The organism is Ignavibacteriales bacterium (genome assembly GCA_016700155.1).
In the GTDB taxonomy this organism is placed as follows: Bacteria; Bacteroidota; Ignavibacteria; order Ignavibacteriales; family Ignavibacteriaceae.
Genome location: CP065001.1, coordinates 2,936,497 through 2,961,329, shown reverse-complemented (window position 1 = coordinate 2,961,329; position 24,833 = coordinate 2,936,497). Strand labels below are relative to the sequence as shown.

General features: G+C 35.7%; 18 protein-coding genes. 15 read left to right on the top strand and 3 right to left on the bottom strand.

From position 1 onward, the window contains the following. Positions 1-67: 67 nt before the first annotated feature. The 6 genes from IPM56_12655 (at position 68) to IPM56_12630 (ending at position 9,161) form a co-directional block, all read left to right on the top strand. Positions 68-2,293, top strand: coding sequence for an NADP-dependent isocitrate dehydrogenase (locus IPM56_12655; GenBank protein QQS35101.1), 2,226 nt, complete (start codon positions 68-70; stop codon positions 2,291-2,293). A gap of 158 nt (positions 2,294-2,451) precedes the next feature. Beyond that, complete coding sequence (locus IPM56_12650; GenBank protein QQS35100.1) at positions 2,452-5,601, top strand: hypothetical protein; 3,150 nt, start codon at positions 2,452-2,454, stop codon at positions 5,599-5,601. 7 nt (positions 5,602-5,608) lie between these two features. Beyond that, positions 5,609-6,283 carry a response regulator transcription factor gene (locus IPM56_12645; GenBank protein QQS35099.1) on the top strand — a complete coding sequence of 225 codons (675 nt, stop codon included), beginning with the start codon at positions 5,609-5,611 and terminating at the stop codon, positions 6,281-6,283. Positions 6,284-6,390: 107 nt separating this feature from the next. Further along, positions 6,391-7,038, top strand: a complete 648-nt coding sequence (locus IPM56_12640) for a response regulator transcription factor (GenBank protein QQS35098.1) — start codon at positions 6,391-6,393, stop codon at positions 7,036-7,038. A 35-nt stretch (positions 7,039-7,073) separates the two neighbouring features. Then, the gene (locus IPM56_12635; GenBank protein ID QQS35097.1) at positions 7,074-8,543 is read left to right on the top strand and encodes a T9SS type A sorting domain-containing protein; all 1,470 of its coding nucleotides are present in this window, start codon (positions 7,074-7,076) and stop codon (positions 8,541-8,543) included. An 18-nt stretch (positions 8,544-8,561) separates the two neighbouring features. Then, positions 8,562-9,161 (top strand): hypothetical protein, encoded by a 600-nt coding sequence (locus IPM56_12630; protein ID QQS35096.1) that lies wholly within the window; start codon positions 8,562-8,564, stop codon positions 9,159-9,161. Between the two features lie 43 nt (positions 9,162-9,204). On the opposite strand, the gene porQ is transcribed toward IPM56_12630, so the two are convergent. Further along, the gene (porQ, locus tag IPM56_12625; GenBank protein ID QQS35095.1) at positions 9,205-10,140 is read right to left on the bottom strand and encodes a type IX secretion system protein PorQ; all 936 of its coding nucleotides are present in this window, start codon (positions 10,138-10,140) and stop codon (positions 9,205-9,207) included. A 221-nt stretch (positions 10,141-10,361) separates the two neighbouring features. Between porQ and greA the strand changes: the two genes are divergently transcribed. From greA to IPM56_12585, 8 genes are read left to right on the top strand one after another with little or no spacing between them, the layout of a single operon-like run. Further along, positions 10,362-10,838, top strand: a complete 477-nt coding sequence (gene greA / locus IPM56_12620; protein ID QQS35094.1) for a transcription elongation factor GreA — start codon at positions 10,362-10,364, stop codon at positions 10,836-10,838. A 12-nt stretch (positions 10,839-10,850) separates the two neighbouring features. Next, positions 10,851-11,939 (top strand): bifunctional diaminohydroxyphosphoribosylaminopyrimidine deaminase/5-amino-6-(5-phosphoribosylamino)uracil reductase RibD, encoded by a 1,089-nt coding sequence (ribD, locus tag IPM56_12615; GenBank protein ID QQS35093.1) that lies wholly within the window; start codon positions 10,851-10,853, stop codon positions 11,937-11,939. A 33-nt stretch (positions 11,940-11,972) separates the two neighbouring features. Beyond that, on the top strand, positions 11,973-12,602 hold the full coding sequence (locus IPM56_12610; protein QQS35092.1) for a riboflavin synthase: 630 nt from the start codon (positions 11,973-11,975) through the stop codon (positions 12,600-12,602). A 6-nt stretch (positions 12,603-12,608) separates the two neighbouring features. Beyond that, positions 12,609-13,982 (top strand): tRNA lysidine(34) synthetase TilS, encoded by a 1,374-nt coding sequence (tilS, locus tag IPM56_12605; GenBank protein ID QQS35091.1) that lies wholly within the window; start codon positions 12,609-12,611, stop codon positions 13,980-13,982. Then, on the top strand, positions 13,970-14,545 hold the full coding sequence (gene hpt / locus IPM56_12600) for a hypoxanthine phosphoribosyltransferase (GenBank protein QQS35090.1): 576 nt from the start codon (positions 13,970-13,972) through the stop codon (positions 14,543-14,545). Before tilS ends, hpt begins: the two co-directional genes overlap by 13 nt. A 3-nt stretch (positions 14,546-14,548) precedes the next feature. Further along, positions 14,549-16,627 (top strand): ATP-dependent zinc metalloprotease FtsH, encoded by a 2,079-nt coding sequence (ftsH, locus tag IPM56_12595; protein QQS35089.1) that lies wholly within the window; start codon positions 14,549-14,551, stop codon positions 16,625-16,627. Continuing rightward, on the top strand, positions 16,614-17,282 hold the full coding sequence (locus tag IPM56_12590) for a dolichol kinase (GenBank protein ID QQS35088.1): 669 nt from the start codon (positions 16,614-16,616) through the stop codon (positions 17,280-17,282). Before ftsH ends, IPM56_12590 begins: the two co-directional genes overlap by 14 nt. Positions 17,283-17,285: 3 nt before the next feature. Beyond that, positions 17,286-18,377, top strand: coding sequence for a DUF4837 family protein (locus IPM56_12585; GenBank protein ID QQS35087.1), 1,092 nt, complete (start codon positions 17,286-17,288; stop codon positions 18,375-18,377). Here the strand turns inward: IPM56_12585 and IPM56_12580 are convergent, their stop codons facing one another. Both IPM56_12580 and IPM56_12575 read right to left on the bottom strand, forming a co-directional pair. Continuing rightward, on the bottom strand, positions 18,378-20,333 hold the full coding sequence (locus tag IPM56_12580; protein QQS35086.1) for a DUF2723 domain-containing protein: 1,956 nt from the start codon (positions 20,331-20,333) through the stop codon (positions 18,378-18,380). A gap of 1 nt (position 20,334) precedes the next feature. After that, positions 20,335-23,151 (bottom strand): hypothetical protein, encoded by a 2,817-nt coding sequence (locus IPM56_12575; protein QQS35085.1) that lies wholly within the window; start codon positions 23,149-23,151, stop codon positions 20,335-20,337. Positions 23,152-23,619: 468 nt separating this feature from the next. Here IPM56_12575 and IPM56_12570 point away from each other — a divergent pair, with 468 nt between their 5' ends. Then, the gene (locus IPM56_12570; GenBank protein ID QQS35084.1) at positions 23,620-24,492 is read left to right on the top strand and encodes a hypothetical protein; all 873 of its coding nucleotides are present in this window, start codon (positions 23,620-23,622) and stop codon (positions 24,490-24,492) included. Positions 24,493-24,833 lie beyond the last annotated feature (341 nt).

Genomic DNA, 24,833 nt, shown 5'->3' with positions numbered 1-24,833 from the left:
TATTCAAGATTAAGTATCTTTGTTCATCGTTAATAAATATTAATAGTTTATAATTATTGGGTGAATAATGACCGCAAAAATAATCTGGACCAAAATCGATGAGGCACCGGCACTCGCTACCTACTGTCTGCTTCCTGTAGTTAAATCTTTTACAAAAGGAACCGGAATTGAAATCGAAACGAAAGACATCTCACTTGCCGGCAGGATCATTTCTAATTTTCCTGAATATCTTTCCGATGAACAAAAAATACCCGACTACCTTACTGAGCTTGGTGAAATTGCAAAAACACCTGAAGCTAATATTATTAAACTGCCAAATATAAGTGCATCAATTCCCCAGTTAAAGGAAGCGATAAAAGAATTACAGGAAAAAGGATATAAGATTCCTGATTATCCTGAAGAACCAAAAAATGATGAAGAAAAAAAATTAAAAGAACGATTCGCCAAAGTTCTAGGTTCAGCGGTTAACCCTGTATTGAGGGAAGGAAACTCAGACAGAAGAGCTTCATCATCGGTTAAAAAATTTGCTCAGAAACATCCCCATAAAATGATGAAATCCTGGCCTGCAACAGGATCAATGGCTCGTGTCGCGCACATGACTCAGAAAGATTTTTATGGTTCAGAAAAATCAACAACACTTAATAATGCTGATACGGTTAAAATAGAATTCACTGACGCTAAAGGTAATGTGACTGTTCTGAAAGAAAATCTTAAACTTCTGCCCCGTGAAGTTATTGATGCATCTGTGATGAATGTGAAAGAACTAAGAAACTTTTATTCGGCTCAGATTAAAGAAGCAAAAAAAGATAATGTACTTCTATCGCTTCACCTGAAAGCAACAATGATGAAGATAAGCGATCCGATCATGTTCGGGCATGCAGTTTCTGTTTATTATAAAGAAGCTCTTGAAAAACATGCTGATGTACTTCGTGAGATCGGCGCAAATGTAAATAACGGGTTGATGGATGTGCTTGACAAACTGAAAAAACTTCCTGACGAAAAACGTGCTGAAATAGAGACAGATATTAATAAAGTTTATGAATATCAGCCGGAACTTGCTATGGTTGATTCAAGAACAGGTAAAACAAATCTGCATGTTCCGAATGATGTAATTGTTGATGCATCAATGCCTAATGTTGTACGAGACGGCGGCAAAATGTGGAACAGAAAAGATGAACTAAAGGATTGCATAGCGATGATACCTGACAGGTGCTACGCAACAATTTACCAGGCAATTATTGAAGATGCGAAATCCAACAGTCAGTTTGATCCGGCAACAATGGGTGCTGTTTCTAATGTTGGACTGATGGCTCAGAAAGCTGAAGAGTACGGTTCGCACGATAAAACTTTTGAATCAAAGAGTGAAGGGACTTTCCGTGTTGTGAATGCGGAAGGGAAAATTTTACTGGAACAAAAAGTTGAAACGGGCGATATATTTAGAATGTGTCAGACTAAAGATGAGCCAATTAAAGACTGGGTCAAACTTGCAGTGAACCGTGCAAGAGCTTCATCATCGCCCGCAATTTTCTGGCTTGATGAAAACAGAGCACACGACAGGGAAATAATTTCGAAAGTAAAAAAATATTTGCCGGAACATGACACAAATGGATTGGAAATTAAAATTCTTAAACCTGTTGATGCAATGAAATTCACTCTTGAAAGAGTAAGAAAAGGTCTTGATACAATTTCTGTAACAGGAAATGTTTTAAGAGATTATCTGACTGATCTGTTCCCGATACTCGAGCTCGGGACGAGTGCAAGAATGCTTTCAATTGTTCCGCTTTTAAACGGCGGAGGATTATTTGAAACAGGAGCGGGAGGTTCAGCACCAAAGCATGTTCAGCAGCTTCAGAAAGAAAATCACTTGAGGTGGGATTCGTTAGGCGAATATTGTGCTCTCGTACCATCACTCGAAATGATCTTTGAAAAAACGGGGAATAAAAAAGCAGCCTTACTTGCGGAAACATTAGATGCTGCTATCGGGAAATATTTAGAAAACTCAAGATATCCATCCCGTAAAGCAGGAGAAATAGATAATCGTGGAAGTTCATTTTATCTTGCTATGTACTGGGCGGAAGCTTTAGCTCTGCAGAGTAAAGATGATGAGTTAAAAAACAGATTCTCCAAAATATCTTCTGAATTGAAAAAACATGAAGAGCAGATTGTAAATGATCTTATATCTGTGCAGGGTAAGCAAGCAGATCTCGGTGGTTATTATATGCCCGATGATAATAAAACATCAGCGGTTATGAGACCGAGTCCAACATTAAACAAAATAATTGACGAAATGTAATTTCATTTTATTCATTAGGATACCGGCATATATTGTAAATGCCGGTATTTTTTTCTTTTCTTTTTTCTTCCCCTATCCATAATCATTTCTTGATTTGATACCCGATTTAATTTATGTTGCCGGAAATTATTTGAGGGAATTTTATGCGGAAGGGGAAAATGCAAAGCCATTGGTATACCTTTTTCTCTTCCACACTTTTACAGAGATGTAACCGCATCATCACTGACTTTCTTTATGTCATTCTCTTGTTAATCGTATTATCCTCACCTATCATTTCTCAGTCAGCCAATATCCGTTTCGATCATTTAACTACCGAAGATGGCTTGTCCCAGTCGACTGTGTTCAGTATTGTCCAGGACAGAAAAGGATTTATGTGGTTCGGTACTCAGGATGGACTCAATTTATATGATGGCTATAAATTTAAAATATTCAGACCCGATGCATTGGATTCTGCGTCCGTTAATGATCTGGGAATCAGAAATCTTTTTGTTGATCACAACGGAACATTATGGGTGTTGGGACTTTCCGGGAACATTTGCAGTTACAACTCTGATGATAACACATTTAATCATCATCTTATTACCGCTGAAAATAAATCTGATTTAAAAGCAATCAGAATAATTTCAGTTGCAGAGGATACACAAAATAATTTATGGCTTATAAGCACAAGCGGAAAATTATTTAAACATGATTCCACACTTAAAAGATTTGTTGAAGTGAGATATAATTTTGATGATGATATAAACGTTGACAATTTGCACGTTCAATGTGCTTATGCTGATTCCAAAAATAATATATGGTTTGGAACATGGGAAGGTGTATTAAGGTTTGATATTTCTAAAAATACTTTGCACTCCTTTGAAGATACCAAAGGAAAAAAAATTGAACTGGGTGGTTCGACCGTTTTTGATATTAAAGAGGATGTTACAAGATGTTTATGGTTTGCCAGTGCTGATGGAGGTATCAGCCGTTTCCATCCTGAGACTTCAGCACTCGAAATATTCAGAGCAAATAAAAATGAAACGAACAGTCTCCCAAGTGACAGGATCATGAAAATCCTTCCTGATGATGAAGGTATATGGATAGGAACAATTGATGCTGGTTTGTGTTATCTGAATATGAATGACAAAAACGTCACTACGTATAAGTATAATCCTTCGGTTAGCTGGTCAATAAGTAACGGTGCAATAATGTCATTATATAAAGACAACAGCGGGGGATTGTGGATTGGTACTTCAAGCGGAGGAGTTAACAGGTTTGACAAACGAAAACAAAAATTCGGATACATCTCACATAATAGCGAAGATAAAACAAGTTTAAGTCACAACACCGTTTTGTCGATTTGCGAAGATACAGATGGCGGGCTGTGGATCGGCACCGACGGAGGCGGACTAAACTATAAACCAGCCTTATCTGAAAAGTTTGAAAAATATCTTACCAACCCAGTTTCTGTCGGAAGTAATTCTATCACTGCATTATGCACCGACACCAGGGGCAGGATATGGATTGGAACAGATCCAGGAGTGAATTCAAAAGCAGGAGCTGTTTTCATTTATGATAGAAAGAAAAAGTCTCTTAGTCATTTTAAAAAATTTAAAATTAATCTTGGCGGTGTGTCAGCGATGCTTGCCGGCAGTAATGATGAAATATGGATAGGAACTGTTAATGAAGGATTGTTCAAAGTAAATCTTAATACAGAAATTATTGAAAACTTCAGAAGTATAAAGGATGATGAAAATTCAATAGGCGGTAATTCTGTTTTTTCGATCTATGAAGATCGCGAGGGAATGATATGGATCGGTACACATAACAAGGGTGTCAGCCGACTTGATACTAAATCCGGCAAAGTCAATCGATTTGTCCTGAAAGAAAAAGACAGTTCATCAATTAATAGTAATACAGTATGGTGTTTTAATGAAGATGACAACGGCACACTCTGGATCGGAACATGGGGCGGGGGATTAAATTCATTCGATAAGAAGACTGAAAAATTCACGCACTATACGATCAGGCATGGATTACCGAGCAATGTTGTTTATTCAATTATTACCGACTCATCTGGAAATTTATGGTTAGGCACGAGTAAAGGTCTATGTAAGTTCAATCCTTCAACGCAGAGTATAAGAAATTATAACAAATCTGAAGGACTGCCATTTTCCGAATTTACCCAGGGATCATCGTTAAAAAGTTATGATGGGAAATTCTATTTCGGCGGAAACAATGGAATTATTTTTTTTAATCCAGATGAAATAAGTGACAACAGTTTCACTCCACCCGTTGTTATAACAGGCTTTGAGCTTTTTAACAAACCATATTTCTTATCTCAATCAATTCCAAACGGAACTGAAATAAAACTGGACTATGATCAGAATTTTTTCTCATTTGAATTTGCCGCACTGGATTATTCAGCTACGGGCAAGAACCAATATGAATTCATGCTCGAAGGAATCGATAAGCACTGGTTGAGGTCGCGTCAAACCAATATTGCTTACTATACAGACATTAAACCCGGCAAATATGTATTTAGGGTAAAGGGTAGTAACAGCGATGGAATATGGAATCCAACTGATACAAGAGTAACAGTTATTATTTCATCTCCATTCTGGGCAACCTGGTGGTTCAGGTCAATCAGTATTTTAATTTTGATTTCACTTGCCTATAGTTTTTACAGATACCGGCTTAACAGGCTTCTGGAAATTGAAAGAACCAGAAATAAAATCGCAAAAGATCTTCACGACGATGTAAGTGCAACACTGACCGGTATTGTCTATTTCTCGGATGCAATATCAAAAGAACTGGGAGAGGAGAAGACCCCATTACTATCCAAATTAATTTCATTGATACACGATAGTGCCAGTACCGTGCAGGATTCTATGAGTGACATAATCTGGTCAATAAATCCTGAGAATGATGACTGGAATAAATTTTTACCTAAACTAAGACGATATGCATCAGACTTATGTGAAAGCAAATCAATCAGGTATAACATTAATATTTTTGAACTGCCGCAAAAACTGAAACGGCTTGATATGGAACGACGAAGAAACTTATGGCTTATCTTTAAGGAAATGATTACCAATTCAGTAAAACATTCCTGCTGTAAAATGATAGAAATAAATATTGAGCTTTCCGGGAGTGAAATTATTCTTCAAATGAAAGATGACGGAAAAGGATTTGATAAGTCTGTTTTATCTGAAGGTAACGGTCTGAAAAATATTTTCTCAAGAGCAAAGTTACTGAATGGAAATGTTGAATTAACTACCTCTCAGGGAAATGGAGCTAACTGGAAACTAAAATTTCCATTGTGAAGACGATATGGATAGTGACTCAAAAAAAATATTTCCCATTAATCTGCTAATTGTTGAAGACAACAAGTTTATTCGTAGCGGATGGGAACTTGTGCTGGGCAATTCAAAAGATTTTAAAATTACAGGTTCATTCTCTAACTGCGAAGATGCACTTAATTCTACAGTGATTCCTGAGTCAGATATGATTTTGCTTGATATAGGTTTACCCGGTATGTCAGGCGTTGATGGCATCAGGCATTTTAAACGAATTAATAATGACCTTATAATTGTGATGTGCACTGTGCATGAAGAAAGCACACAGATATACAATGCGATTTGTGCGGGTGCTGTCGGTTATCTGTTGAAAAAAATTAATCCGGATGAACTTAAGAGATCTTTAATTGATGCATACAACGGCGGGTCTCCTATGACACCAAGTGTCGCAAGAAAAGTAATTGAAAGTTTTCAATCAAATGTAAAAAGCTCCGATAGCCAAATAGTACTAACCGACAGAGAGAATGAAATTTTACAATTAATGGCTAAAGGAAAATCATATGCTGCAATTGCGGATGAAGTCTATCTTTCTGTTGATGGAGTTTATTACCATATCCGGCACATTTATGAAAAGTTGCAGGTGCACAGCAGGGCAGAAGCTATTTCAGTAGGACTTAAGAAGAAACTGATCCCGCCTTTCTATCAATAAATTCATAATCCTTTCTGAGAATCTTTAAAACAAAAACTACAGGTTTACTTGGTGCTTATTTATTTTTTACAACGTAAAATATTGCAAACTTTATTTTGGATAAATGAATGCAAGATTCTCCCGGACACAAAAGCATTTCAATTGTTGAACCGAATAAGTTTATCAAAAGTGCGTTTGAATTTTTATTACAGAATGAATCGTGGATAAAACTTTCGGGTTCATTTATTTCAATAGAGGAATTTGCAAACTCCGATAGCAGTGCTGTTACCGATATACTGATATGTGACTTAAAAGATATTGCTTCAGATGAATTTTTAACTGTTAGATCGTTAAGGATACAATTTCCTTCAATGACTATTGCAGCCGCCACAACAACAAATTATGACGGGCTTATAATCAGGGCGATAATAAACGGTGTATCGGGATATGTTTCCAAAACTACGTCGGGGAAAGAATTTCTTAACGCATTAAAGTTTATTGCATCGGGTTATTCACCAGTCACACCTCAACTGGCAGGCGGCATTAGTGATTTTATAAAAAAGTCCAGGCTTTATTCAAATCTTGATTCGTGTTTTTTACTTTATGAAGAAGAAACACTACTCGCAAAATTTGCTGAAGGGAAATCATTTTCAACAATTGCTGAAGAATTAGGGACAACTGTGGGAACAATTGGAAAAGAAATCCGCAACCTCTATAACAAAGTATTTAAAATTGCAGAACTAAAAAGAAGTGCAAACATCTCATTTAAAAACTAAACCTCGGATTTTGACAAACGGAGGAAGAAGGGAATATGTATACAAGATTTCTGACCTTTATAATTTTCAGCTTTATTGCTTGTGCATCTGCACAATGGCAGCAGGAAATAAGATTAACAAATGATCCCTCAGTTTCTTATTTGTCATACAATAATGCTCATTGTATTGGGGTCGATGGTAGCTCAATACATATTGTATGGTGGGATGGTCGTGACCTGGATAGAGAAATCTACTATAAAAACTCATTCGATTTTGGACAAACCTGGAGTGAAGACACCCGCTTGACAAATATTGTAGGTTGGTCCGAGTATCCGGCTATAGCTGTGACTGGAAACTATATTCATGTTGTTTGGCAGGATGACCGGGATTTAGCTTTTCACCCTGAAATCTACTATAAAAGATCAACGGATGGAGGAATAAGTTGGGAGCAAGATAAAAAACTTGCAACAGATCCATCCGAGCCGGGCTTGCCTTCACTGGCAGTTGCAGAGAATACAATACATATTGTATGGATTGATTTACGTGATGGAAATACAGAAATATATTACAAAAGTTCTTTGGACAATGGAGTTACATGGTTACCCGATGTACGTTTGACAAATGATATTTCTATATCGGAAAGATCTAGTATAGCTGTTAACAATGAAAAAGTATTTGTGGTATGGCAGGATGAACGTGACAACGACAAGGAAATATATTTCAAAAAATCATCAGACAATGGTAATACTTGGTCGGGGGACATTCGATTAACGAACAGTGCCGGAGAATCTGAAACTCCTGTTATCGCAGCAAATGGCGAAAATATTTATGTCGTTTGGAGTGATAGCCGGGATGGGGTTGGTAATGCAGAAATATTCTTCAAAAGATCATCTGATAATGGTTTAACCTGGAGTGAAGATATAAAAGTTAAGAGTTCACCTGTTGCATCTAACAGACCTTCTTTAGCCGTATCCTCCGACTTTATTCACATAAGCTGGAATGAAGTATGGGAAGTCTATTATACTCGTTCTTCAGATAATGGTACCAACTGGGATTCCTCCTATTTGATTAGCAACAGTCCCTCCTGGACATCAGAAAATTCTTCCATAGCACTTTCTGATTCTGCTGTTCATATAATTTGGATGGATCAAAAATCCGGGAATGAAGATATATACTATATAAAAAATTCCACTGGTAATATTATAACCGGCATAAACTCGATTGAGAATCAGGCTCCGTCACAGTTTTTACTTTCTCAAAACTATCCGAATCCATTTAATCCGGTTACAAGAATAAATTATACAATACCCGCGAACGGCTTTGATCAAACCAAAGTAATACTAAAAGTTTTCGATATTCTCGGTAATGAAATAGCAACGCTTGTAAATGAATATAAGAACACAGGAAGTTACACGGTGGAATTCGACATAAACAGTTTTCACAAAATCATTTCAAGCGGGATGTATTTCTATACAATAGAGACAAATCATAATAAAGCCGTAAAAAAGATGATCTTATTAAAGTAAATAAATGCAGGAGATAATATGGATAGATCATTACTAGTTGCGATAATATGTGCACTGATTTTTTCAACTACCGAAACCGTTGCCACTGAAAATGAATGTAAGTACTTTTTAAGTGATTCCACAACCGCTCACAGGGAAGAATCTGTTTTAAACACTGAACCAGAGAAAAATTATTTTAAGAGAAAATCATTTTTAATTTTACTGGAGGATATTAGGAAGGAAAATCAAATTGTAATAAGTAGATCTCAAAAATCTGCCTGGCTCGCTTTCGGACTTTCCGTTTTATATCCCGGACTCGGGCAAGTATACAATGGTGAATATGGAAAAGCATTTCTAATGGCTGGTTTAGCCACTTTGGGGTTAGCGGCATTTTATTATGGTGCATCATCAACTGATTTTGATGGAAAGTCAGATAACGATGCTGCCGGGACTATAGCATTAACCGGAGTGATTATTGGCGGTGTGGTTTATCTCTGGTCATTAATTGACGCTCCTGTTTCAGCAAATCAGATCAATAGGAAACTGGAAGGGAATTTAAATTCAGGGTTTCCCGGTTATGACACAAGAATAAATAAAGAGCGATTGATAGTAAAAATAAATTTCAGATTGGAGTTATGATTGTTGTGTTAGATGAGGGGATGAAGTTTCATCCCCTTGAAAATCAGATGTTTGTTGAAATGCCGATTCTGTGAAGACCACCAATTAACCCAAGTGAAGAAAATCCATAATCAAAAGTATACCCGGATATTAGCGCGCCCACACCAACATTAAATCCAGCTATGCCTGCTGTGGTTCCAATCTTAAGTTCTTTTCTTCTTTCATTGTCATAACCGAATCTTAATTTCAAAACTTTGCTCAGAGTAAATTCTGCTCCGACTGAAAATGCTCTTAACCTTTGAACAAAATCATCCCGGTCTTCATTCAGTTTATGAAAATCGAGTGATAGTCTTACAGGTAAATTTTCAAGCCGCTTTGAAACACCGATCACAACATCAAGAGGCAGATCTTCCTTAGTTTCATAATAAGAAGATATTTGAGCACCGAGATTTAATACTGAAAATCCCACGTTCATCATCTCACTTGGAATTGCGTAGTGTACACCCAAATCAAATCCTATAGCACTTGAAGATCTGTCAGCAATTCCCGAATAAATATATTTTGCGTTGGCACCATAATAAAAATTATCATCGATTGTATTTGCGTAACCAACAATAAATGCTACTTCACCTGCGCCAAATTCATCGGTCTTTTGTCCGTCTACTGTAGCTCCCTGAAAACTACCGTAGTTGATATACCTGACCGCAGCTCCAAATCTCCCAATATTCTCTAATTCTGTTGAGTAAGCAAGACTGGCAAGATTTATATCCAACAAATGTTTAATAAATGAAAATGAAACCGGACTTTCTTCAATAAGTTTTAATCCTGAAGGATTATAAAAAATAACATTAGGATCGTCATTGTTAGAAACAAAACTTCCGCCCAATGCACCCGCCCGGGCACTCATATCAATTCTTAAAAATTCGTAAGTACTCTGCGCAAAAATTGTCTGGCAGGAAAGTGCTAACAGGAGAACCAAAAATGAGGATGCCTTTTTCATAAAACTCCTTAAAATTCGTGCGCTTATTTAACCAATATTAAAAATAAAGGCAAGGGTAATTATCATATACGCAAATGATTTTACCATTCACTATGAATGGTATTAAAAAAATCAACAGGACAAATTCTTGACATCAAAATCGGAATTAATTATTTTTATCACGCCACTGCAAAATGCGGTGGCAATTTTTTTTAAAACCATGAACAAACCGAGAGTTAATAATGGCGGATGCTAATTTTGTTTACCTTACAAAAGATCGATTAATCGAACTTGAGAAGGAACTTCAGGACATGAAATCGAACGGCAGAAAAGAGATTGCCTCAAAAATTGCCGAAGCCAGAGCGCATGGTGATTTATCAGAAAACGCTGAGTATGACGCCGCTAAAGAAGAACAGGGATTATTTGAGTTAAAGATAAGTAAGCTTGAAAATATTTTATCGCGTGCCCGGGTTATTGACGCTTCACAATTTGCAGATGACCAGATTCATATTCTTTCTACTGTAAAAATAAAAAATCTTAAAAATTCCAAAGTAATAGAATACACACTCGTCTCCCCCGAAGAAGCTGATTTCCAGTCAGGAAAAATTTCAGTCACTTCGCCTGTTGGTCAGGGTTTAATGGGTAAAAAATCAGGCGATAAAGTTAGTGTTAAAGCTCCTGCCGGACTTATGGAGTTTGAAATTCTCTCCGTCAAATAAGGATACAAAAAATTGACCGATGAATCTTACATACAACTGGCAATTGAAATTGCAAAAAGGGGAATAGGGTATGTAAGTCCAAATCCTCTTGTTGGCTGCATCATCGTTAAGGATGACAGGATAGTTGGTGCTGGTTATCACGAAAAATTCGGTGAGAATCATGCCGAGATAAATGCTATCAGCTCTTCGCGGGAAAATCTGGAAGGCACAACTTTATTTGTTAACCTTGAACCATGTTCGCATACAGGTAAAACTCCGCCTTGCGTCGATAAGATAATTGAACACAAAATAAAAAGAGTTGTGATTGGCACTCTTGATATGAATCCTCTTGTAAGCGGAAAGGGAATCAGAAAACTCAAATCTGCCGGTGTGGAAGTAAAAGTTGGTGTGCTTGAAAAAGAATGTATTCAGCTGAACAGATTTTTTTTCAAGCATATCACAAAAAAAATTCCTTACGTTACTATAAAAGCTGCTCAGACAGTCGATGGAAAAATTGCTGATATAAAAGGGAACTCGAAATGGATTTCGTCAATTGAATCGAGGAGATATGTACATAATCTCCGTTCACAGTATGATGCAATATTAATTGGCGCAGGTACTGCGAATAAAGATAATCCTTTATTAACAGTTAGGTTGACTGAAGGAAGGAATCCGCGAAGAATTGTTGTGGATACAAATCTTGTACTTAAAACAACACATAAGCTTTTGACAAATAATCATGATTCTAATCTCATAATCATAACATCAAAAAACAGTATCGATAAAAAGCGAAAAGTAAAAAAACTCATATCGCAAGGGGCTCATATTATTTACAGCAAGAGTGCGGGTAATGGTTATCTTGATCTAAAGTATATGCTTAAGGAATTAGGCAAGCTTAATTTAAATTCAATTCTTGTTGAAGGGGGAAGCAAACTTTTCACATCGTTCTTCCAGCAAAACCTTTATGATAATTTTTTGATATTTCTCAGCCCTAAGCTTATAGGTTCGGGTGTACCCTTGACAGGTGATCTTGGGGTTAAGAATATTAAAGATATTCACAAACTAAAACTGGTGAACAGTGAAAAAATTGGTGAAGATGTGTTGATAGAACTTTCTAAATAAATATTAATGAATAAATAAAATAGAAGATTAAATATGTTTACAGGTCTTGTTGAGGAAAAAGGAAAACTAATTTCAAAAATTCCTTCGGGTGAAGGTCTTAGATTATCATTCAGTGCCGATATTATAATAAACGATATGCAGATAGGAAACAGTATAAGTGTGAACGGATGCTGTCTTACAGTTGTAAACATCGATGGTAAAAAGTTTTCTGTTGATGCGATAGAGGAAACATTATCAAAAACAAATCTCGGTGATTTGAGTGAAGGTAGTTTTGTGAACCTGGAACGTCCGCTAAAAGCAGACGCAAGATTAGGCGGTCACTTTGTACTTGGTCATGTTGATACAACAGGAATAGTTGATGATGTAAAGGAGCTTAGCAGCAGTCACTTTATGACCATCAGTTTCAAACCTGAATTTGCAAAATATCTTATCTATGTAGGTTCAGTAGCAATTGATGGAGTAAGCATGACGGTTGCACGTCTTGAGGATACGAAATTTTCTGTCGGTATTATTCCTCACACATGGAAAGAAACAGTTTTTTCTGAAAGAAGAAAAGGCGATCGGGTAAACCTTGAGTTTGATGTACTTGGTAAATACGTTGAACGTGTAATGCTTCTTGAACCTGAAAAGATTAATTCAATTCAAGAGCAGTTAAAAAGCTGAATTCAGATGAACCCCACAAAAAGAATTGAGCAGAAAGTAATTTCATTTATTGATGAAAAAAAACTGCTCTCTAAAAACGACCGCGTTCTTGTTGCATTGAGCGGCGGACCGGATTCTGTTTTCCTTTTAAATTTTCTTATAAAATTCAGTAAGAAATATTCTATTACTGTCGCAGCTTTTCACCTGAATCATTTGTTAAGAAAGAAAGAGTCTGATGAAGATGCCAGGTTTTGCGGCGAACTGTGTGACTCTTCAGGAATTCCTTTCTATGATTCAGAAAAAAAAATTGCTGAGTTAGCAAAACAGAATAAAACTTCTGTGGAAGAAACAGGAAGAATAGTTCGCTATGAGGAGCTTGAAAAAACAGCCAGGTTCCATAACTATAATAAAATTGCAACTGCTCATATAAGCGATGATAACACGGAAACAGTTTTACTCAACCTCATTAAGGGAACGGGATTGAGGGGAATATCAGGCATTCCGGTAGTAAGAGGAAAAATAATCCGTCCAATTTTATGTTTAAGAAAGCAGGAGATAATTGAATACCTGAAGCGAAACAAATTTTCATTCAGAACAGATAAATCAAATTTTGATTCCCGTTACAAAAGAAATTTTATAAGAAATGAAATAGTCCCTTCAATAAGGAAAAAGTTAAATCCTAATCTTGATGAAGCTGTACTGCGCTCCACACAGGTTTTCAGAAATTATCTTGAATTTATAGATGATCAATTAAACAAAGCTCAAAAATATTTTTTAATTGGTGATTCATTTGTAAAATTAAAGATTAAGGATATTAATAAACTTGACCACAGAATTTTACCTGAGCTATTGATGAGGGCAGTTCATTCGAAGTTCGAAATTCAGTTAAGTTACAACGATATACTATCTGTCCTAAAGTTGATTGATAGCGAAGTATCCCGTCAGACACATTTATCTGAGAAACTATCCGCAATTCGCGAGCGGGAGGAAATTGTAATCAGCAAAAGGACTGATGGCAATGTTGAGCAGAAGAACCTTAAGATAAACTTAAACCAAAGTATTCAGATAGGAAATAAACTATTAGAAGTGAAGGAAGTAAAAAATATCCCTAAAATATTTTCGCTTGATGGTTCAACTGAATATATTGACGCAGGAAATCTGAATAATGTTTTCATCTTACGAAAATGGAAAGAAGGTGATTCATTCAGACCTTTTGGTATGAAAGGGACAAAAAAGATTTCTGATTATCTGAATGAAATAAAAATTCCTGCTTCCGAAAAATCCGCAAAACTTTTGCTGTTGAATAATAACAATATAATCTGGGTTGTCGGTCACAGAATAGATGACCGGTTTCGCATAACATCCAAAACTAAAAAGGTCGTACAATTATGTCTGAAATAATTTCCAATTCACCTGAAAAAGTAGTAGTTGGTGATGAGATCTTTGAAAAATTTTTGGATGAAAGTGTAATACAAAAACGGATTACAGAACTTGGTAAGCAGATATCGGATGAATACAGGGGTAAGACTCCGGTTTTTATCGGTGTATTGAACGGTTCATTTATTTTTATGTCCGATCTGATAAAAAATATATCAATTGATTGTGAAATTGATTTTTTTAAGTTATCAAGTTATGGAGATGAAAAAATATCATCAGGCAAAATAAAATTATTAAAAGAACTGAACTGTGATGTTACCGGAAGGGATATAATCATCGTTGAGGATATTGTTGATTCAGGACTCTCGGTTAAATACATAGAAGAATTGTTTACAAAGCATACACCAACAAGCATGAAGGTAGTATCGCTGCTATGTAAGCCAAATAGTCTGAAATATAATGTCAAAATTGATTATATTGGATTTAATATTCCAAGCAAATTCATTATCGGCTACGGCTTGGACTATGCACAAAAGTACCGAAATTTAAGATCGATATATGTTTTAGCGAATGACGGAGCAAAATAAATAATGGAGTTAAATAACAGAAAATTTTTTATGGCTGATAACAACAATAATTCATCAAATAAGAGATCAGGAGGAAATGGAAATCAGAATAAACCTGATGATAATTTCGACTGGTCAAAAGTAATTCGTCTTGTATTCGGATGGGGTGCAGTTATTGTTGCTGCGGTGATAGTACTTCAGGTTTTTAGAACAGGGTCACAAACCTTCACAGAAATATCTTATATCCAGTATGAAAAGTTAGTCTCAGAAGATAAAATTGAAAGCGCTACAATAGTCAAATCGGATTTTAATGATTATCACTTTAAAGCAAAGCTTCGCTCAGAAGAAAAACTGGAAATAAATGGTGCGTTAACTCCTGTAAGTGATGTGATGGTTTATCTTCCTGAACCGATTATTAAAGATCAGGAAGCTATATGGAAAGCTAAAGGGATAAAATATTCATTCGATAAAGAATCCAATGAATGGTTAAACGTACTTGTCAGTTTTATTCCGTGGATATTAATTATTGCTGTATGGATAATCATCATGCGGCGAATGCAGGGCGGCAGCGGCGGTACAAGAGGAATATTTTCATTCGGAAAAAGTAAAGCAAAACTTATTACACAGTCGGGACAAAAAATTACTTTCCGTGATGTTGCCGGTGCTGATGAAGCAAAACTTGAGCTTGAAGAGATAATAGAATTTCTAAAAGAGCCATCAAAGTTTCAAAAACTTGGCGGCAAAATCCCCAGAGGTGTTTTGTTATTAGGACCTCCGGGAACCGGTAAAACTCTTTTAGCCCGTGCAGTTGCCGGAGAAGCAGGTGTACCTTTCTTTTCAATAAGTGGTGCTGACTTTGTTGAAATGTTTGTCGGTGTTGGTGCAAGTCGCGTGCGCGATCTTTTTGACCAGGGTAAAAAGAATGCACCATGTATAATATTCATTGATGAAATTGATGCTGTAGGAAGACACCGCGGCGCGGGATTAGGCGGCGGTCACGATGAACGTGAACAAACTTTAAATCAGCTTCTTGTCGAAATGGATGGCTTTGAACAAAACAGTGGCGTAATAATTATCGCAGCAACAAACCGTCCTGATGTACTTGATCCTGCTTTATTAAGACCGGGAAGATTTGACAGACAGGTAGTTGTAGATCGTCCTGATGTTAAAGGTCGTGAAGGTATTTTAAAAGTTCATACAAGAAATATTCCTCTTGAGGAAAATGTTAAGCTGGATACATTAGCTAAAGGCACTCCCGGACTTGCAGGCGCTGAATTAGCTAATCTTGTTAATGAAGCTGCATTATTAGCTGCCAGAAAGAATAAGAAAAAAGTTGAGATGGTAGATTTTGAAGAAGCAAAAGATAAAGTAATGATGGGAATGGAAAGAAAAAGTATGATAATCTCTGAGGAAGAGAAAAAAATAACGGCTTACCATGAAATTGGACATGTTCTTGTTGCACGAATGTTGCCTGATGCTGATCCCGTGCATAAAGTAACTATCATTCCAAGAGGAAGAGCGCTTGGTGTTACAAGTTATTTGCCGATTGATGAAAAACATACTTACTCAAAAGAATATCTTGAATCCATAATCACATACGCATTAGGTGGTCGTGCTGCGGAGAAAATCGTTTTTAATCATTACACCACCGGCGCCGGAAATGATATTGAAAAAGCGACAGGCATAGCCAGGAAAATGGTTTGTGAATGGGGAATGAGTGATAAACTTGGTCCGCTAAGTTATGGCGCTAAAAAAGAAGAAATCTTTTTAGGTCGTGAGATTCAGAGTCACAGGGATTACAGTGAAAAAACTGCAATCGAAATTGATGATGAAGTAAGAAGAATAGTTAGTGATGCCATGCACAGGTCAGAGAAGATTTTAAGAGATAATATGGAACTGCTTCACAAACTTTCCCTTGAACTTCTTGAGAGGGAAATACTTGATGGATCAGAAATAGATCAACTGGTTAAAGGCGAAGAACTTCCTCCATTAAAAAAGAATGGAACATCCGGTGAAGGCGGCAGCGAAATGCCCGATCATGTGAAGAAGCTGCTGGAACAGAAAAAAGCTAAGGAATCTGCTTCTAAAGATGAATCCAACTGACAACGGAACTATACACTACAAAGATGAATTAGTCCGTAAGCTGATTCATCTTTGTTCACTGTCCATTCCAATTGTTTATTACTTTATTACTAAAGAATCCGCAATCATCATTCTGAGTGTTCTTACATTTCTTGCGCTTATTATTGATCTAAGCAGATACTTCTCTTCGGGTTTTGGCAAATTATTTTATAAAATATTTGGCTTTTTATTGAGAAGACATGAAGTCGATTCCCGCAAAAAAAATCTTAACGGCGCTACATACGTACTTCTTTCCGCATTGATAGGTGTTATTGTTTTCCCTAAAGTAATTTTTATAACAGCATTTGCGATACTTATTATCAGTGATTCACTCGCGGCATTAATTGGAAGAAAATTTGGTAAACATAAATTTCTTTCCAAAAGTCTTGAAGGAACTTTAACATTTTTTGTTAGTGCAAGCATTGTAGTTTTATTTACTCCCAAAATTGACGGCAGAATGGTTGAATATGGGATAGGAATTTTTGCAGCATTAATCGGTACACTGGCTGAAAATCTTTCGTTTGGATTTGCGGATGATAACCTGACAATACCAATCTCAATTGGTATAACAATGTGGCTGTTGTACGGCGCATTTCTCCCTGAAGTTCAACTTGTTCTGCAAAATGTACCAAGGTGATTTATGAATAAAAATTTTATTAAAGTAGTTCTCTTTCTTTTAGCAGTATTGCTGACTGCCGGTTGTGACAGCAGCAACAAGCCTGCCCGCGGTCCTGAAGACGAAATATTTGTCGTTGCCGATTCCGTTGAATACGAAGAACTTAAAACAGCATTGCAGACAACATTTGAGAAAGAGATTTTTACACCTCAACCGGAAAAATTATTTCTGCTTAAAAGAATAAGTGTCAACGAGATTGAGAAATATAAAAACAGAAAGAACATTGTAATCGCTGCACCGCTTAACAGTAATTCAAATACGTCTAAGTTTATCGGGAAAGTAGTTGATACATTAGTTCAAAACCAGTTGAACACCGACCCTGATCTTCTTGTAAAAAAATATGACTTATGGGCTAAAGGTCAGCTTGTAACAGTTCTTTCGGCACCTTCAATGCAGGAACTCGAATTCAAAATCCTAAAAAATAAAGACAACATACTTTACGCTTATCAAAAAAAGTCAGATGAAAGATTGTTTGAGAGCCTTTATAATTCACGTTATGAGAAAAAAGATGTTGAGGGAAAACTTCTCCGTGACTTTGGCTGGATCATCTATGTACAGGCAGATTTTCAGTTAGCCTTAAAAAGACCTGACGAAAACTTCGTTTGGTTAAGACGTTCGCCAAACAGTGATATGGAAAGATGGATATTCGTTCACTGGATTGACAATGCAACCCCGGAGTATCTAAATGGTGATTCAATAAAAATAATACGCGACAGGGTTACGAAAGAATTTTACAAGACCTCTGATGACAGTTCTTATGTTGTAATTGCGAATGATTATTTCTCAACATCTGAAGTGAACTTTAACGGGAGATACGCGATACTGACACAGGGCTTATGGGATCTTAATATTAAAGGAATGGGTGGTCCCTTCATCAATTACACATTTTATGATGAAAAGACGCGCAGAGTTTATATGCTTGATGGTTCGGTATTCGCACCAAAATATTTTAAGCGGACACTAATACAACAAATGGATGTTACACTTCAATCATTCCTCACCGAATCAGAATTATCAAAGGAACGAAAAGAAGATCTGCTTGACGCTGCAGAATAATTAATTTAATATTGCATCCTGCAGTGACTGCGGAATGTTGTAGTGAGGGAATTCCCTTTTAAGCTTGCCGAGATACAATCTTGCCTTTTCTAATTTGTCAAACTCCATTTCATATAAAGCCCTTCTTGCCAGCATTGATCCTGCAAATTTCTCAATTGAGTCTATATAGTAGTTCCTGTTTTCAGGGAAACGTAGTGTGTAATCAGGTTCGGGCGCTTCATGATAATCTTGTGTTTTTACTACTTTAAAGAAAAACAAATCAGGCACAATCGTATAACCTTTCGGCAAAGTGAACTCGCCCCGTTTCATTTCATTCTCAAGAACTTCGGGAGCGATATAAAAATTTCTCTTTTCAATATTTGTCGCTACAAGGTCGGTCATTATTCTTCTGAATAAATTCTCAAGAAGATTTGCATCATAAGTTTCGCTTCGTTCAAATGGTTCAAGCGCTTTAAGGAATTGTGTAACATCCGGCTGCATATTATCTAACAGATCAGGATGCTGGGTTTGTAACTGGTTGTAATACCATGATCTTCTCAACAATTCTTTATCGACAATGATCACATCTTTCCTGAAGCCTTCAATATATTGAAGATAGTACGCAGGTGAAATAAAATAATCCCACTGGTAACTGAAGATAATTGAATTCGGTTCAACGCTGTTTACAACTGCTCTTGTGTAATCTTCAAACACATAAGTTTGACTTTGATCAGCCTTACCATAATTTGTATAAGCCTGAACACCAACTAAAATTATAACAACAATTGATGTAACCATTGCCGGGCTTTTGACTGTATTTAGCAATGAAAACAACCATAAAACACCTGCAACACAGAAGAACGCAACTGAGATAAATGCAAGAAGGAAGTAAGCATCAATATCATTTATATCATAATTGATTGAGTACAAAACTGTAAATACAAATGCTGTAGTTAGGAAGTAAAAAAGTTTTCTGACTTTCATAAATGAATAAATCAAACCTGCTGCTGCTAAAATCAGTGATATGAAAAATTCAACAGGCAGATTTTCTATAAAATATGTTAGCTGTTTTTTTGCTGACTCAGTCGAAGAGAATAGCCAGCCCTGGTATTGTTTGCCGGATATGTGACGCAAAATTCTTTCCAAGTCAATTGGATTGCCCCAGTTAATTAAAGGTTGTTGCGATGCCATTAATGGAAGGTAAGAGTAAAGAAGAATCAGCATCGGGAAAAAGAACAATAACATAATTCCAATTTGCCGGAATGAAGTTTTATTAAATCCATACTTGTTGAAATAAATTACCGCAACTGCCGGAAGAATAAGCAATGTTGTTAAATGATTGCTGAATGAAAGTGCTAACATTAAGGCAAACAATATCCAGTAGTTTTTTAATGAAATTGAAAATGAATCACTTTTGACTATGAAAGCCTTCAGCAGAAAATAAATTACAAGTAAAATGAGAAAAACATGCAGTGAATACACTTCAACAGAAGTGCTTTGAAACCAATATGTTTTGCTGAATGCGAGCATAAGTCCGCCTGCTACCGAAGCGAGTATAACAATTATCTCCGGAAGTTTTTCTATAACTACTGCCGGAGTTTCAACTACCTGTTTTAGCTTCTTATCTTTTTTCGAAATCTTTTTTGCGATTTCTTTTTTTGCTGATTTAAATGAATCAATATTTGTTAATATCATTCTCGCTGTTGAAACAAAAACGATAACACCAAGCGCACACCAGATTGCAGCAAGCAAATTCATCTGGTAAATTTTTGTGAACGGCAGTGGAATAAGTGAAAAAAGATAACCAGTAATTGTGAACAAAGGATAACCTGTGGGATGCGCAACTCCGGGCATAAGCTGAACTGTTGAAAGTTCTCCCGAATCTATCTGAACAACAGTAGGCGCAAGTGTTGAAAGATAAACTATGAAAACGAAAAGTCCGGTCAAAGCAGGATAATATTTTTTAAGGAAATTCAAGTTAGTCCCTCATCACATATTTTTCGAAAAGGTTTTTATTTTGTTTGAACACGGAATCAATGTGAACATTTAACTTTTGTCCTGATTCATACTGCAAACAAGAAGCAAGCTGTGAAAGTTTATGCGGATCTCCGCTTACAATATTATTTCTTGTGTTAAATAAATTCTGGTTTGTCATCAAAAGGTTTTTCAGGAATAAATAATTTTGCTTCACTACAATTTTATCTTCAGGCGAAATTATTTTTTCTTCAATTGAATCAATCATCCTGATAACATTTTTCCCGTAATTTTTCTTGTATAAAACCGGCTGGCAAAGTATGAAAAACTGGATTAAAAATTCAATATCGACAATACCTCCGGTGCCTTTTTTGATATTATAATTTTTACCGGAAGAAATTCCGGATGAAATTACTTTCTTCCTCATCTCTATGATTGCAGTTTTGATTGAGTCAGATGATTCTATTTTAATTCTTTTTTCAACAAGAGAAATAAAATCTTTAAATAAAGCTTTACTTCCGTACAAGAAATTAATTTTAGTCAACGCCTGCAGTTCCCAAACGCGCACCCGGTCAGAAAGGTACTTGTTATACTGCTCGATTGTCAAAACAACCGGACTATTTTTACCTTCCGGTTTAAGCCTGCAATCAACTTCAACAGGGAAGAGATCAGTCTTTAGTGCGGATAAAAAATTATTGAATATTTTTTCCGTATTAATTCGTGAAGGGAATTTATCCGTAACGAATAACAAATCAATATCAGAATTAAAATTCATTTCAGTAGTACCAAGGCTTCCGAGTGATGCAATAAAAAATTTATCAGATGAAAGCTTCGGTTCGATCAGTGATTTACTTTTGGTGATAATTTTGGCTGAATAATAACCTGAAAGATGTTTTGAAATTTTGTCAGCATTGATTTTGTCGAGCGCAAAACCGACGGACAAAACAAACAACAATTGTTCGGGAGTATAATTAGCGAGTGATTTTTCACTGATCTTTTCAAATACTTTTTTTGTAAGAAAAAATTCCTGCAGCTCTTCTTTCGATGAAAGCATATCCGCAGACTTTTGCGAAACCACACAAACCTTAAGGAAAGAAAAAAATAATTTTTTATCCCTGAAAGCTTTATACCAGATTGAAGGTATTCTGCTGCTTCTTATGATCCTTGCGAAGTTGTATAGAATTAAATCCGGCTGCCCACTTCCGTTTAAATATTCAATTAAAGATTTTTCAACTGCTTCGAATGATTCAATAGTAGAGACACCGAACTGTTTATTGCCGAAAAGTCCTTTGCCGTCGCGGAGAAAGTTCAGATCAGTCAGTGCTTTGGATTTATTCGTAAATCTTATTGATGATATATCTGAAATATTTTGTTGCTCTTTTTCAATGCCGATAATTGAATTATAAATTTTCTGTACCTGTTTTTTCTTAGCGTCTAAATCTCTTCTGAAAGAAGCTTCATCCTTATATCCGCAATAATGAACGAGTTTATTCAACAGTTCACCTTCGGAGGGAATTGTGTGTGTCTGCTTATCATTCATTAATTGTAGAAAGTGTTCAATCTTCCTGTACAGTTTATAACTTGATGAAAATGTTTCTGCTTCTTTTGATGTGAGTAGTTTTTCCTTTTCTAAAACTTCAATCGCATTAAGAGTGTGTCCTGTTCTTAGCGATTTAATTCTTCCGCCGTTAAGTAACTGCAAAGCCTGTACAGAAAATTCTATATCCCGTATTCCGCCTGACTGCAATTTTATATTTTCAACATTGCCGATATTTTTTTCAATATTGAACTTAAGTTTTTTTATCTGTTCAGTAGGTGATATTCTGAACGACGAAGGAAAAATAAAAGCAGACAGATAATTCATAAAACGGTGATAGAGATCTTTGCTGCCGCCAAGATGATCGGCTTTGATCAGCATTTGACGTTCCCAGTCTTCACCTTTACTTTCGTAATAATTTATGTACTCGTTAAAACTTCTGCAAAGCGGAGAATTTTTTCCATCCGGTCTTAACCTGAAATCAACCCTGTACAAAAAACCATCAGCTGAGTGTGATGAAATACTTTCGATGAAAAGGTGAGTAACTTCGGTGAGGAATTCTTCATAAGTTTTTGTGTCACTCAACTGCTGGTTGTTGTCGTAAAAAATTATAAGGTCAATATCAGAACTGTAATTAAGTTCTCTTCCGCCGAGTTTACCCAGTGATAAAATGCAGTACGAACTTTTTAAGTTTTTAATTCCGCGACGGGTTTTTATTTCTTCATAACAAAGTTCAAACAGGTGTGATGAAATAGTTTTTGCAAGCACAGTTAGTTGTGATGTAATGCTGTTCAAATCATCCTGACCCAGAATATCCTTCATCCCGATCTTTAACATCTCATTTCGTTTTATTGTTCTTAACGCGTGAAGTTTTGAAGGAAAACTTTTTAAACTGTCAGTCCTGCTTTTAATTTTTTGAAGGAATATTTCTTCTTCCAACGGATTTTTAAGCTCAGAAGGATTTACAATTGAATAGAAAAATTCGGGATTGCGGACAAGTATATCTGTAAGGTAATTGCTGTTCGAAGCCGCCGCGGCAAGTATCTCAGCATAATGCGGATAGCGGATACAATCGCTTATCATCGAAGCTTTATCAAACATATTGCTTATGATCCTCAGCAGGTTTGCTTCTGATTCATAAGTAAAAAAATGTTTATCCGTCTCTGACTGGAACAGCTTCAGAACATCGGTGAATTTTTCGTGAGGTAAATAACCGTATGAAAACTGAAAAATATTTTCCTGGAAGGAGGTTGATAATCTGTATCTGTTTTGTCTTTTGTGCACTATCTGGTTCAGTTTGTTGATGCAAAACTAATATTAAAATTTCTTTTAAAAAATTATTGTAGGAGCGATACATGTGTGATTGGGAAGTTAGAGTAGTATATAAAGGTTTCCTCGGCTGTCATGAACCATTTCGTGACAGTTAAGCAATCTCACGAATCACATATTCATTCTGGTGAGGTTTCTGTCAGGAAGTGGATACTGACAATACAGTGAATTGGTACACGTTTGATGAATCTGGATAACAATTTAATTGTAATAACTTAATAATTGATAATTGTGTTGTGATGTATTGTGAACAAATTTTAATTTGCAACAAATTAAAATAGGAGAACGGGTATCATTAGTTAATTTCTTTCCTATTACAATCATAATAACTACGCATATTTTAATTATAGTCGACAGGATGCTGGAAGAAATAATAAATACAGTTTTTGTTCATTTGATTACACAATCTAGAAAGGAGTTGCCATGTTAAACAAATACATCCTGATATTATTTTTACTCTTATTATTTAAAAATAATTATTCTCAAGAATTGAATATCCAGATAAGTACTGAGAAAAATGAATATTTTTCCGGTGAACCAATAATCGTTTTGATATCAATAACAAATTCATCAAATGCCGATTATGTGTTCACATATACATTTTCTAACCAACAAAAATTTTTAATAGAAAACGATTCAGGAATAAAATTAAAAAACCATCATGAAGGTTATCCAGGTTTAAAGAATGATCGTGAGGTTAGATTAAATCCTAAAGAAGAAATCATACATTTTAGTAATATTACTTCGAGCTATGGCAATTTAGGTAAGGATTGGCCTTTTTTTGACTCCTTTAAACCGGGTAAATACAGGGTACAGCTAAAGTTTAGAGACTGTCTTATAATAAATGAAAGCGACACGTTAAGAAATGAATCAATTTTATCGAACGAATTGTACATAACAGTCAAAGAACCTAATGACGTTTTTAATGCTCAAATAAATGAACTAGAGGATTTCTTAAAAACCCGATCGCACACAAACAGTGAATTGTTTGAACGTGAATTTAATAGACTAATAAGTACAAAAATAATATCAAAAAATTCTGAGTATTTGTTTTTTCTTTCATATTTATGGTATTCAAACGATATGAATACAAAATTAGATTCAATAATTCTTAATAATCCAAATTCTTATTGGGCTGTTCAGTATACATACAAAATGGATAGTAGAAAAATTAATGATTTGAACAAATTTAAAAATACTATGCTGCATAAAGCAGTGGAGTCAAATGCATTTTGGGAAAGAACATTAACAAAAAATAAAAAACTGCTACATACAATTCCTCAGAAGGAGTATTAATAATGAAAAAAAATAATCCACTTTAGCTTCTTCATATCGGTTTTTATTTTCCGTGAAGCTTTTCATGACGAAACTATTCTTTCCTTAGCTGCCATGAATCACTTGGTGAAAGTCGTACAATCTCACAAATCACATTTTCATTCTGACTAGTTTATTGTTAGAAAGCGTGCACTGTCCAAAAGGTGAGTGCTGTCTTATTCAAATATTTAAGCATTCACCAATTCAACCACTCACTCATTCACACTACAAGTCTCCATCCGTCATCTCCACCCACCCTTATTTAAATTGCATTTCATGGGCGCTATGGTTAATTTTACTACCCATTTACAAACGGAGAACCC

Bases quoted from the DNA above. Each gene is read 5' to 3' on its own strand.
- IPM56_12640 (QQS35098.1), top strand. From the start codon at position 6,391: ATGCAAGATTCTCCCGGACACAAAAGCATTTCAATTGTTGAACCGAAT.
- ftsH (QQS35089.1), top strand. From the start codon at position 14,549: ATGGAGTTAAATAACAGAAAATTTTTTATGGCTGATAACAACAATAAT.
- greA (QQS35094.1), top strand. From the start codon at position 10,362: ATGGCGGATGCTAATTTTGTTTACCTTACAAAAGATCGATTAATCGAA.
- IPM56_12610 (QQS35092.1), top strand. From the start codon at position 11,973: ATGTTTACAGGTCTTGTTGAGGAAAAAGGAAAACTAATTTCAAAAATT.
- IPM56_12650 (QQS35100.1), top strand. From the start codon at position 2,452: ATGCAAAGCCATTGGTATACCTTTTTCTCTTCCACACTTTTACAGAGA.
- IPM56_12570 (QQS35084.1), top strand. From the start codon at position 23,620: ATGTTAAACAAATACATCCTGATATTATTTTTACTCTTATTATTTAAA.
- hpt (QQS35090.1), top strand. From the start codon at position 13,970: ATGTCTGAAATAATTTCCAATTCACCTGAAAAAGTAGTAGTTGGTGAT.
- IPM56_12635 (QQS35097.1), top strand. From the start codon at position 7,074: ATGTATACAAGATTTCTGACCTTTATAATTTTCAGCTTTATTGCTTGT.
- tilS (QQS35091.1), top strand. From the start codon at position 12,609: ATGAACCCCACAAAAAGAATTGAGCAGAAAGTAATTTCATTTATTGAT.
- IPM56_12585 (QQS35087.1), top strand. From the start codon at position 17,286: ATGAATAAAAATTTTATTAAAGTAGTTCTCTTTCTTTTAGCAGTATTG.
- porQ (QQS35095.1), bottom strand. From the start codon at position 10,140: ATGAAAAAGGCATCCTCATTTTTGGTTCTCCTGTTAGCACTTTCCTGC.
- IPM56_12590 (QQS35088.1), top strand. From the start codon at position 16,614: ATGAATCCAACTGACAACGGAACTATACACTACAAAGATGAATTAGTC.
- IPM56_12645 (QQS35099.1), top strand. From the start codon at position 5,609: ATGGATAGTGACTCAAAAAAAATATTTCCCATTAATCTGCTAATTGTT.
- IPM56_12630 (QQS35096.1), top strand. From the start codon at position 8,562: ATGGATAGATCATTACTAGTTGCGATAATATGTGCACTGATTTTTTCA.
- IPM56_12655 (QQS35101.1), top strand. From the start codon at position 68: ATGACCGCAAAAATAATCTGGACCAAAATCGATGAGGCACCGGCACTC.